This is a genomic window from Crocosphaera sp., from assembly GCF_030064895.1.
Lineage (GTDB): Bacteria > Cyanobacteriota > Cyanobacteriia > Cyanobacteriales > Microcystaceae > Crocosphaera.
Map to the genome: position 1 here is coordinate 1 of NZ_JASJEB010000134.1, position 12,174 is coordinate 12,174.

Here is a 12,174-nt window from a genome sequence, read left to right on the forward strand (position 1 = left end):
ATGTTCTAATGGCTTCATCTAGTTTCTGGTATTGCTAGGCGCGTTCCGTTTTTTAATTTTGCTTCTACGACTAGCATTGATTAATTTTCCACCTGGGATATACTTATTTTAACATGGTTTACCCAATTATGGTAGAATTATAGCAGTCGCCAAAGCTATTAGGACATTTTTCTGTTCCCTGTTCCCTGTTCCCTGTTCCCTTAAAATATAATTTATGTGTCCTAACTAGCCTGTCTATTGCTATAAATCGTTGCTACGCAGTTTATTTATTGATTGCCATTCATCCCATCGCTAAGGGTTCGGGGGTACTTGCCTATGGCTGCGATGCGTCCCCCTTACCTATAGCGAGGGCATTCTCGCAATATTTTGGGTAAAATTAGTTCCTTTGAGAATAGCGTTTTTAAAATCAGTCCCACTAAAATCACAACCACTAAAATCTGCCCCTGAAAGATTTTTTCCTCGAAAAGATTGCCCTCTTAAACTAAGATTGCGGAAATCTCTTCTTCCATTTGCATATTCTTGGAGTATTTCAGATGCTTTCATGGCGTTTTACAGAACTTTTCACATCAATATATCAATGTTCAAAATAAAGATTTCCCCTCACACTTCCCACCCTTCCCAAACTCCCAACACTCAACTTAACTAAAATGGTGGGTTACGACGGATTATTAGATTCTTGTTAGAACTAAAATGATAGCCGTCTAACCCACCCTACGGTTTTTAACTCCTATTTATTGAGGAATAATAGGGATTCGTTGCTCCTCAAACCGACGGTCGCGTATGGTTGGGGGCTGAGTGCGAATATACTCAGGATTTCCTGTTAGAGAAGAGTTGAAGGGGTTAACAAGGTCTGGAGTGCGAATTCTTGGCCCGGCAGTTTGTTGTCTGAGACCATCCCATAAAACCGCTTCAATGGTTTTAGCATCATTGGCAATGGTGTTATCAAAGAAAGAACCGGGGGCATATCGCCAGCCAAAAATCTTATTCATTTGACCGAACATATCGGTATTATCATAAAAGCGTAAACTTTCGTTATAAAATGCTCGGTCGATAACATGGCTGAAATGTTCTCCGGGTTCTGTGGGGATAGCTTGAATTTCAGGTGCGGTATTTCGATGAGCCGGTGAACCCAGATTCCGCGCTTCAATTAAACGCCGTTCTAACTGTTCCATACAAGCATTTAAACCGGCCGCAAATTCGTTACGAGTTAAAGGTTGATCACCGCGATAGGTGCGATCCGGATAACCAACAATACAACCATAATTTTCCACCAAACTTCTCAAAGCTTGATAAGACCAATCTGTAGGGGAAACGTCCCTTAATTGTTGAATACTACTTAGTTGTTGTAGTGTGGTCTGATAATCGTAAGTTTGAGCAGTTACATTGTTATTAGGTGACAACTCCTGAGTTTGTTGAGCCGTCTGTGGAGGGTAAGGGTTGGGAACAGGTTCGGCGTAACTGACATGACTAACTAAAGCTGACCCCACTATTAAAGCAGGTAATAACGATTTATACATTCTTGTTTCATCTCCTCACAATCAATTTTCTATAAAATTAGGTCAGGGTCACTAACCAACCGTATTCTAGCTAATTTTTCTATTGGGGTCTCAGGATTGTCCTATTCAGTTAATTAGGTTTTACCGAATTGTTACCAGTTATATCCTCTACAGTTTTAGCGATCGCTGGTAATTGTAAATAACTGGGATAAGTTCCTTCGTCTTTTATGCGTTTAATTTCGCTGTCAGCAATGGGTAATTTATGATAACTAGCGATCGCTTTAACAATATCTCCGCGATCGATAATTCCTGCCACAGCACCGGCAGGAGATAAAACGGTAAGAGAACGCTCATTAACAGCTTCTAATTTCTCGATAACGGTCACTATAGGGGTTTTTTCTTCTACGGAGGGGATGGTATTCAAAGGGTGAACAATGTCCCATAGAGTTAGGGTATCCCATTGACTGCGCTCAATATTTTGTAAGTCTTCAATAATAATTAATCCTCGATACCTTCCTTCTGAAGAGGCAAAATAAACAATATGATCATGAAGTTCACTGAGAAGATAATCTTGAGCAAATTGAGATAAGGTTAGATGAGCATTAACCACTCGGAACCCTCGCCCCATAATCTCCCTAGCGGTAATGGTTAAGAGACTTTCTTGTAATTGAGTAATATGTTGATAATTTTCTGCATTACGTCGGATAAACCAACCGATAAACACTATCCAGAGTCCACTGAAAGTTCCTGTTAGTAAGATGATCACTAAACCGAAACTAATACCTAACCAACCGATTAATTGACCACTGGCCGCGGCCCAACGGACTCCTGTGAAACGATCGCCTTTTAGTTTCCAGACAATGGCTTTAAGGACTTGTCCCCCGTCTAAAGGAAGACCAGGAATTAAATTAAAAATCCCTAGCACGAGATTAATTCTAGCGGTATCTTCCATCATGTAAAGGATGAGACGAGTGATTGTGTTTGAGTTGTTAGGGGAACCCAGAGTATAGGAAAGGGTAAATAAAATAATGGATAATCCTAAACTGACCAAAGGACCTGCGATCGCCACCCAAAACGCCCCTGTGGGGTTTTCCGATTCTTTTTCCATAGCTGCCACTCCGCCAAATAAAAATAGGGTGATGGAGTTAACATTGATACCTTGAGCTAATGCCACTAAACTATGACCTAATTCGTGGAGAAGTACAGATATAAAGAGGGATAAAGCGAGAATTAGGCCTGCGATCCAAGCTAACCACCACTGAGAACCGACTAAGTTAAGCTGAGCAATTTCTTGAGAATTAACTAGGGTAACTAATCCCAAAATAAAGAACCAAGAAGAGTCAATATAAAGGGGAATACCCAATAAAGAACCAATTTGCCATTTTCCGTCCATGATCAAAGGTAAGGTAATCTTTTTTATTTTTCTTAACAATTTTTAGGTGAACCCCTTGCTATCTTCGATATAGCAATGGAGTGAATTACTGTTTTTTTCTACAATAAAGTCCTCATTAATATTTTAACTTAACTCTGTCTTCTCGAACAATGTCAGTTCTTGGCAAGGATATTTAAGAATAGTAAAGTTAATGCTTAATATCTTTCTTGAATTTTGAGAGCATTTAAGATTATTTATCTTGATAGATTTATAGCAATAGACAGGCTAGTTAGGACACATAAATTATATTTTAAGGGAACAGGGAACAGGGAACAGGGAACAGAAAAATGTCCTAATAGCTTTGGCGACTGCTATAAATGATTTTTTTAGTGCTGGTTAGGAATAATCTGAAATTTACAATTATTAAAAGTTCTCAATACTATGACTCCCACATCTGTCAAGATGCAGGAGTCATAAAACCTATTTTTTCAATGATTAACTGCTCAAAAAAGAGCGAATTAACGATATTTTTTAAAGGCTAAAGTCACGTTATGGCCACCAAAACCAAAAGAGTTAGATAAAGCCACATCAATCTCTAAAGGACGACTCTCATAAGGCACATAGTCAAGATCGCAGTCAGGATCAGGACTATCTAAATTAAGGGTTGGGGGAATGCGGTTATTAGCAATGGCCATCACCGTGGCAACTGCTTCGATACCTCCAGAACCCCCTAACAAATGACCTGTCATGGATTTAGTGGAACTCACAGCGATACCATAAGCACGATCCCCTAAAGCTTTTTTAATAGCTTTGGTTTCGGTGACATCGTTAGCTGCGGTACTGGTTCCGTGAGCATTGATATAGGTCACTTGTTCAGGAGAAATACCCCCATCTTTGAGAGCTAATTCCATAGCACGGGTAGCACCGGCACCATCTGGTACTGGGGCGGTCATATGATAGGCATCACAAGTCATGGCGTAACCCACCATCTCCCCGTAAATTGTTGCCCCTCGTTCTAAAGCGTGTTCCAATTCTTCAAGAATTAAAATGCCTGATCCTTCCCCCATCACAAAACCGTCTCGATCCTTATCAAACGGGCGACTAGCTCGTTGAGGCTCATCGTTACGGGTGGATAAAGCTCTGGCCGAAGCAAAACCAGCCAAAGATAAAGGAGTAACGGCCGCTTCAGTACCGCCACAAATCATGGCTTTAGCATAACCCCGTTGTACTAGACGAAAGGCATCTCCGATGGCATTAGAGCCAGCCGCGCAAGCGGTTACTGTACAAGTATTGGGTCCTTTTGCTCCCGTTTGAATGGCTGTTAACCCTGAGGCCATATTACCGATCATCATGGGAATCATAAAAGGACTACAACGACTCGGCCCTCGGTTCAAATAAACTTCTTGTTGATCTTCGAGAACTTTGATTCCCCCCACTCCTGTACCAATAATTACCCCAATCTGTTCGGCATTAAGGTCATTAATGACTAACTTGGAGTCAGCTACAGCTTGTAAGCTGGCTGAAACTCCGAATTGGGCAAAACGATCCATCCGTTTTGCTTCTTTGCGATCTAAGTAGTCATGGGGATCAAATCCTCTCACTTCACCGGCAATGCGACAAGGGTGTTTAGACGGGTCAAAATGGGTAATCTCAGCGATTCCACTTTTTCCACTGATTAAACCTTGCCAATAGTCTGTTAAGGTATTGCCAATGGGGGTGATCGCACCTAACCCAGTCACTACTACTCGCTTTAATTCTAAATTTGTCATGATTTTCCCTTACTAAAAGATTGATCTACCCAACACTGTGCTTAGGAGAGGAAATGGGGGGATAATGAAATGATACTGAGTGTTTTTATCAAGCTTAAGCTTTTGCTTTGTCGATGTGGTCTACAGCATCTCCTACTGTTGCAATTTTTTCGGCAGCTTCATCGGGAATTTCGATATCAAATTCCTCTTCTAAAGCCATGACTAACTCTACTGTGTCTAAAGAATCAGCCGCCAAATCATTGGCAAAGCTGGCCTCTGGGGTCACTTTGTCTTCCTCAACTTCGAGTTGTTGAACAACAACGGTTTTTACTTTTTCAAATATTTCTTGGTTCATTAATTTTCAAATTTACCGCTAACAACCCCGTTGGACTAGCCGTGACGAGGAGGAAATGGGGCGGAGTTTACCATTTCCTAGAGTAGATTTTACAGTTAAAGTTTATTCAGCATTATTCATATTAGTTCAAGATTGTTCTTTTTGGAAGACCACCAAATAGGGAGTGTGGGGAGTGTGGGGAGTGTGGGGAGTGTGGGGAGTGTGGGGAGTGTGAGGAGTTAGCAATTTTATTTAATATTGAATCTATGCAAATGAAAATTAATATAGCACTACCTATCATGAGGAGAATATTAACAAAATTTCCCGACATGGTGTATGGTCATTGAGACGGGTAGGATAGGAAAATTTAGGGGCATGGAAACACCACAACTTATTTTAGAGACAGCACAAAACTTATTTAATGGTTTAGCTATTGGCAGTGTGATCGCTTTAGCGGCTGTGGGTTTAACCCTCACTTATGGCATTTTACGGCTGTCTAATTTTGCCCACGGGGACTTTATGACTCTGGGAGCTTATTTAACCTGGTTACTCAATAGTCAAGGCTTAAATTTGGTTCTTTCTGCCATTTTAGCGTCAGGGGGAACCATGTTAGCCATGTTAGCCTCGGAATATTTATTATGGAAACCAATGCGTAATCGTCGGGCAAGTTCTACCACTCTAATTATTATTTCTATTGGTTTGGCCCTCTTTGTTCGCAACGGAATTTTAATGATTTGGGGGGCTAATAATCAACGTTATGATATTCCTATTATTCCGGCTCAACAGATTTTTGGTTTGAGATTAGCTACTGATCGCATTTGGGCGATCGCTTTAGCTGTGGTGGCGATCGCTATTTTACATTTGGTCTTGCAACGAACAAAAATTGGTAAAGCTATGAGGGCAGTGGCTGATAACATTGATTTAGCTAGAGTTTCGGGTATCAATGTGGAGCAAGTTGTTCTCTGGACTTGGATTATTACTGCTATTTTAACTACCCTTGGGGGTGTGATGTTGGGTTTAATTACCAGTACCATACGACCTAATATGGGATGGTTTTTGATTTTACCCATGTTTGCCTCTGTGATTTTAGGGGGTATTGGCAACCCTTATGGTGCGATCGCTGGTGGGTTAGTGATTGGAGTTGCTCAAGAATTAAGTGTCCCTTGGTTGGGAACTGATTATAAGTTAGGGGTGGCTTTATTGATTATGATTCTTATTCTTTTTATTCGTCCTCAAGGTATTTTTAAAGGCACTCTTTAGTTGAGCATTCAGCTATAAGCCATCAGCTTATATTATTTTCATCAACTTGGACTAGAGAAGTTTTATAATTGCTGCTTAAAAAGTTAGAAAAAGGTAGGATTATTGTACTTTTTGAAATTTTTTACGACAGAAACTAAGTCTCAATGCCGAACCCTGAACACTGACGGCTGAATGCTTACCTTTTTAGACAGGAATATTATTATTCTTGATTATTTTCTTGTTGCGCTCTTTCTTTTAGTTTTAAACGAATTTCGGCGTGAACTTCGCGGGTAATAGGATAAAAGTAAGCTAAAACTAAGCCTATAATTAAAATAATAGCTGGTAAAGGAGCAACAGCAATTCTAATGGCAAATAAAGCGGTTTCTGGTTGAGTTGGTAAGGGTTGCCCGGGGATTTGTTCCACAAATCCGGCTGCTTCTAAAACTACACCAACTAGAAATAATCCTAAGGCTAAACCAAACTTTTGTAAGAGTACCATAAAGGCATAAAAAACTCCTTCTCTTCTTTGTCCAGTTTCTAGTTCATCTAATTCGATAACATCGGGAACCATTGACCAAGGAATTAGATATGCAACGGATACTCCAAATCCTGCCATTATGGCTAAAATAAACATAAAAGTAACTTGTCCGGGCTGTAATAAAAAGAGTCCAATTTGTGCAATAATCCAGACTCCTGTTCCCATAAAATAGACAATTTTTTTATCAAATTTTCGACACATTACTTGCCAAAAAAATAACATAACTAACGCAGTTCCCTGTACAGCTAAGGCAACTAAACCAGATTGATCTTCCCTTAATTTCATATAACTAACAACAAAATAAACTAAAATCGATGCAGTTAATTGAACGGCTAACCAAGAACATAAATAAATACCAATAACGAATAAAAACGGACGGTTATTAAAGACAATCTTTAATTGTTGTGTAAAAGAAATATTACTTTCTTGCTGACTATTTATTTGACTCTGATTAACCTCTTGAATAAGTAAATGATCTTCGACTTTTGCTGATAATAAACTATAACCAAATCCTAGCAATAATAAACTAGATAGTAAGGAAAAAAAGCTAATATAATCAAACTGACTATTTCCTCCCACCAAACTCGATGTTACTGGGATTATTCTCAAAATTACATAAATAATTCCTAAAACACCAATTCCAGTTAAGAGTATTCCTAATTGTTTCTTTTGGTTTAAATTTAAAATAGGATTTTTGCCTTTTTCTTGAATCCGTAAACTACACCAAAGAAGGGCAATAATGGCTAAAAAAGAACAACTTAAACCCAAAATCAAAAATCTAAATTGAGGATTATCGGGATAAGCAAAAGAAACTAAAATATAAAGTATTAATGATAAAATACTAGCACCAATAGAAAAAGAGAACCGAAAACTATTTAAACTGGTTCTTTCGTTATAATCTTGCGTTAATTCTGGTGTTAATGCTGTATAGGGTAAATTAACTGTTGTATAAGCAATATTAAACAAGATACCAATAACTACATAATAAACAAATAAACCCCATTGATTGATGGTTAAATTATCACTAAATTGGGGAATTGTCCATTGCAAAGTATAACAGAAAGCAAAAGGAATAATCCCCCCTAAAATCCAAGGAAGACGACGACCCCAACGAGAACGAGTTTTATCACTTAATACCCCAATAATAGGGTCATTAATAGCATCAGAAATTTTACCAATCATTAAAATACTGCCAGCTAAACCAGGAGGTAAACCGGCCACATTGGTGAAGAAAAATAATAAATAAAACACTAAAATATTAGCAGTAATCGCCGGTCCAAAATCACCAGCACCATAGGCTAATTTTGTGGTAAAATGGAGTTTCTCAGTATTAGGTGATGTCATAAAAAAAGTATATTAATAAAGTATCAATTATGCCTCAACCCCGTAAACGGTTTGCTCAACATTGGTTACGCAGTGAAACGGCACTAGAACAGATTATACAAGCTGCGAACCTAAAAAACAGCGATCGCATCTTAGAAATAGGCCCAGGAACAGGTATTTTAACCCGTCGTCTCTTACCTTTAGTGGAGTCTGTTCTTGCAGTAGAATTAGACTGGGATCTCTGTAAAAAGTTAGTTAAAGGTTTTGGTAATTATGATAATTTTTTACTTCTACAAGGAGATATTCTTAAGCTAGATATTTCCACAGAAGCAAAAGATTTTCCTAAGTTTTTACCCATTAATAAAGTAGTTGCTAATATTCCCTATAATATTACCAGTCCTATTTTAGAAAAGGTTTTAGGTCGTATTTCTTCTCCTAAAAATCCATCTTATGATCTGATTGTTTTATTGATTCAAAAAGAAGTTGCCCAAAGAATAGTTGCCTATCCTGGTAATAAAAGTTATAGTGGTTTATCGGTTAAAATGCAATATTTGGCTGACTGTAATTATATTTGTGATGTTCCCAGTAAAGCATTTTCTCCTCCCCCAAAAGTAGACTCTGCTGTAATCACTTTTCGTCCCCGTTTTTTAGCTCATTCTGCTGTTGATCCTAAACGTTTAGAAACCTTAATTAATCTCGGTTTTTCTAACCGTCGTAAAATGTTGCGCAATAATTTAAAAAGTTTGATTGATAGCGATCGCCTGGGAGAATTTTTAAGAGAAATAGACCTTAATGAACAAGTTCGTGCAGAAAATCTGGATATTAATCAATGGATCGCATTAAGTAACTATTTTCCTCAATAATAAGTTTTGTTATTTTCTATACAATCTCTCATAATTATGTCAATCTTTGTTAAAATATAACTATATTAATAATATTTTCATATTTTCTCAGTCACGTGAATTTGATGAAAGTAGATTTATTGATAATGTGCAACAAGTTTGAATTCCAAAACTTCTATTATCTCCTTAACAAAACAATAATTCCGAACTCCAGATTTAGGTTAGTCCTCAACGTTTAATCAAGAAGATCACAGACATTTTCTGAAAAATAGGTTAAAACGGGACAACATTGAGATAAGTGTATTGCTCGTTTTTAACTGAATATGACCTATAACCTAAGAATTGCTGATATTCCCTGTAGCGAACGACCTCGTGAACGTTTAATAGCTGTCGGTGCAAAAAATCTGGCAACTGCTGAACTTTTAGCCATTTTGTTAGGAACAGGGCAAGGAAAAGGTAAACTCTCAGCAGTGGGTTTAGGTCATCATATTCTGCAAGAATTAAGTAAACATCGTCGTGATCCCTTAGACGTTTTGCGGGATATTAGTCCTAATGAGTTAATGGCTATTGATGGCATTGGACCTGCTAAAGCGACAACCATAATTGCTGCCGTGGAATTAGGGAAAAGGACTTTTCAGGTGCGACCCTTGGAACGAGTAACTATTGACAGTCCAGAAGCTGCTGTAGCGGCCTTGAGTCATGATTTAATGTGGGAAAGACGAGAACATTTTGCGGCTGTTTTTTTAGACAGTAAGTATAGATTATTAGGGACGAAAGTCATCAATATTGGAACCGCGACAGAAAGTCTAGTTGATGCAACGGAAATTTTCCGAGAAACCCTCAAACAAGGAGCTAATGCCTTAATTGTGGCTCATAATCATCCTTCTGGCAACGTTGAACCCTCTCAAGAAGACTTAGACTTAACAGAACAATTACTTCAAGGAATGCAACTACTCCACATTCCCTTAATCGATCATCTTATCTTAGGAGAAGGGAACCATTGCAGTTTGCACAGGATTACTGATTTATGGCGACGTTATCCACAGGAATAATGCCCTGATAATTTATATCGTCGAGGTTGTCACCTAAGTTATCCTGATGTCGCCAGAATACCCTAATCTTCTAAAAGTTAGGGATAAATAGCGACCAAAATATAAACCGCTCAGCGTCGACTAAGAAGAAAAATTAAGGTACAATGAACACAAAAGCACTGTTGCAATACAGGGACACAACCGCCTAGTACCTACTAAAAATAGCGAAAATGGTCAGGGGTCGAAACTAAGCTAACCAAAAAACCCTATTAGCTTCGGCTAAGTCTCTCATAAAAGGGAGTGCGTGATTTGTTGTAGTACGGCAAATGTAGAACGCACTCAAGACAGAGAAGAAAAGAAAGTAAAGCCAAACCCTCTAGGGTGAGGTATTAGAGGCAATTGGATACGCCTTTGCGTTTTCCGCATAAAGAGTCCCTACCCGTCTACACGGTAGGGTTATTCAATCAAGATGGATGATGAACAGAACTGTTAAATTCTAAATTTTATGTCTAAAGACGATAATTTATCCCCTGCTATTTCCCAAGAAGCGCGATATGAACCAGCAGCAGTAATTCCTGTGAAACAGGACTCTTCTATTATCAACTGGTTAGAAGCAACAAATCGCTTAATTTATCGTGAACAAGAAGAGACAAAAGGTCAAGTTGAAGAAGATGCAGAAATCTCAGACTTAATTGATGTCGATGACAACTACGATGATGAGGAGGATATTGATTTAGAGAGTGAAGATTAACTCAGTGAATATAGGTTGATGGGGAACAATTATGAGGATTCCCCTTTCAACCCATCTAGTTGACGTTGAGCTTGTAATGGTAATTTAACTGCTGTGGTAGATGCAAAATTTTCTCCTGAAATCTCCCTAAAAAAACCATCAGGAAATAACTTGTTAGTGTTACTAACGGTGTTATTACTGTTTCTGATTCTAGGTTTTGCTCAATTATTCGATCAATTAGCTAGTTTTAGTGAAATATTGCTGCTTCCTTTGGTAATTTCTGCTGCTGTGACTGGTTTGATCGGTTATGGAATGGTCCCTTTCTTGCGACGCTTGAAAGCAGGACAAGTAATCCAAGAAGATGGGCCACAAACCCACCTTAGCAAAGCAGGAACCCCAACTATGGGAGGCATTTTCTTCGTTCCTGTGGTAATCATAGTTGCTTTAATTGGATCGCAACTGGCAGAAGGGGCGATCGCTGTTTCCTTAGTCACCTTAGCTTATATGATTATCGGCTGGATTGATGACTGGCAAATTTTACGCCAAAAATCTAATAAGGGACTGACACCCCGTATGAAACTGATCTTACAAATTGCCATCGCCTCTGCTTTTTGTCTCTGGATAGCTTTAACACAACCTTCTAGCATCACTAATATTGCTTTACCATTGGGTTTAATCTTACCTAGTGGGGTTTTATTTTGGGGTTTAGCAGGGTTTGTTTTGGTAGCGGAAAGTAATGCCACCAACCTAACCGATGGTGTGGATGGTTTGGCTGCTGGAACTGCTGCTTTAGCCTTTCTTGGGTTAGGTATTTTGGTGGCTAGGGAAACACCCGAGTTAGGAATTTTTTGTGCTTGTATGGCTGGTGGTTGTCTAGGATTTGTCCTTCATAACCGTAACCCTGCTACTGTGTTTATGGGTGATACGGGTTCTTTGGCTTTAGGAGGTTCTTTGGCTGCGGTAGGGATTCTTAGTGGTAATCTTTGGGCGTTATTTGTGGTTAGTGGTATTTTCTTTATTGAGTCTCTATCTGTCATTGCTCAAGTGAGTTATTATAAAGCAACGAAAGGCCCCGATGGTATCGGCAAACGATTGCTGAAAATGGCACCTTTGCATCATCATTTAGAGTTAAGCGGTTGGGCCGAAACCCAAATTGTTGGAGTTTTTTATTTAATGAATGCAGGGTTAGCTATATTGGCTATCATTTCATCTTTATGATTCTGCAAAAATTGTGAGCAAAATTGCATTTTTCCTATATTTATACCACTTTGCTAAAGTAGGGGTTAACGGCCGTTAACCCCTACAATCTTAAAATTACTTAAACATAATTTTTTGTTTAGTCTACATCTTGGTATTATACTAAATCCGATTGCCATACCCCCTTTTAACCTGCATTATTCATGAGAGAATTGAGAACAAGCCTGAAAGCCTTATATAATAAGGAATATGGAGATTTGACCCCAATAACAGTCTGTAATTTTTATCTATTACTAACTATTGATTATTTAATGATTAAAAATA

The 12,174-nt window shown here is 38.5% G+C and carries 10 protein-coding genes and 1 pseudogene; 5 read left to right on the top strand and 6 right to left on the bottom strand.

Annotated elements, in window-relative coordinates:
- Nucleotides 1–339 precede the first annotated feature (339 nt).
- From QNJ66_RS23985 to QNJ66_RS24005, 5 genes and pseudogenes are all read right to left on the bottom strand, one after another.
- Nucleotides 340–543: a pentapeptide repeat-containing protein gene (locus tag QNJ66_RS23985; protein ID WP_300511169.1), complete on the bottom strand. Its 204-nt coding sequence runs from the start codon at nt 541–543 to the stop codon at nt 340–342.
- Nucleotides 544–1,148: 605 nt separating this feature from the next.
- Nucleotides 1,149–1,349 (bottom strand): annotated as a pseudogene (locus QNJ66_RS23990) (iron uptake porin); the annotation flags it as partial.
- Between the two features lie 277 nt (nt 1,350–1,626).
- Complete coding sequence (locus QNJ66_RS23995; RefSeq protein WP_300511178.1) at nt 1,627–2,889, bottom strand: site-2 protease family protein; 1,263 nt, start codon at nt 2,887–2,889, stop codon at nt 1,627–1,629.
- Nucleotides 2,890–3,386: 497 nt separating this feature from the next.
- Entirely contained in the window at nt 3,387–4,637 is a 1,251-nt protein-coding gene (gene fabF / locus QNJ66_RS24000) for a beta-ketoacyl-ACP synthase II (RefSeq protein WP_300511170.1), read from the bottom strand.
- A gap of 94 nt (nt 4,638–4,731) precedes the next feature.
- Nucleotides 4,732–4,971, bottom strand: coding sequence for an acyl carrier protein (locus tag QNJ66_RS24005; protein ID WP_300511171.1), 240 nt, complete (start codon nt 4,969–4,971; stop codon nt 4,732–4,734).
- A gap of 354 nt (nt 4,972–5,325) precedes the next feature.
- Between QNJ66_RS24005 and QNJ66_RS24010 the strand changes: the two genes are divergently transcribed.
- Nucleotides 5,326–6,210: a branched-chain amino acid ABC transporter permease gene (locus tag QNJ66_RS24010; RefSeq protein ID WP_300511172.1), complete on the top strand. Its 885-nt coding sequence runs from the start codon at nt 5,326–5,328 to the stop codon at nt 6,208–6,210.
- A 199-nt stretch (nt 6,211–6,409) separates the two neighbouring features.
- On the opposite strand, the gene QNJ66_RS24015 is transcribed toward QNJ66_RS24010, so the two are convergent.
- Nucleotides 6,410–8,071 carry an MFS transporter gene (locus QNJ66_RS24015; RefSeq protein WP_300511173.1) on the bottom strand — a complete coding sequence of 554 codons (1,662 nt, stop codon included), beginning with the start codon at nt 8,069–8,071 and terminating at the stop codon, nt 6,410–6,412.
- Between the two features lie 29 nt (nt 8,072–8,100).
- Between QNJ66_RS24015 and rsmA the strand changes: the two genes are divergently transcribed.
- The 4 genes from rsmA (at nt 8,101) to mraY (ending at nt 11,871) form a co-directional block, all read left to right on the top strand.
- Nucleotides 8,101–8,913 (top strand): 16S rRNA (adenine(1518)-N(6)/adenine(1519)-N(6))-dimethyltransferase RsmA, encoded by an 813-nt coding sequence (rsmA, locus tag QNJ66_RS24020; RefSeq protein WP_300511174.1) that lies wholly within the window; start codon nt 8,101–8,103, stop codon nt 8,911–8,913.
- Between the two features lie 302 nt (nt 8,914–9,215).
- A complete protein-coding gene (gene radC / locus QNJ66_RS24025; protein WP_300511175.1) occupies nt 9,216–9,944 on the top strand; it encodes a DNA repair protein RadC in 729 nt (242 codons plus the stop codon).
- A gap of 484 nt (nt 9,945–10,428) precedes the next feature.
- On the top strand, nt 10,429–10,674 hold the full coding sequence (locus QNJ66_RS24030; protein WP_300511176.1) for a DUF3134 domain-containing protein: 246 nt from the start codon (nt 10,429–10,431) through the stop codon (nt 10,672–10,674).
- A 93-nt stretch (nt 10,675–10,767) separates the two neighbouring features.
- Complete coding sequence (gene mraY, locus QNJ66_RS24035) at nt 10,768–11,871, top strand: phospho-N-acetylmuramoyl-pentapeptide-transferase (protein ID WP_300511177.1); 1,104 nt, start codon at nt 10,768–10,770, stop codon at nt 11,869–11,871.
- Nucleotides 11,872–12,174: the final 303 nt, after the last annotated feature.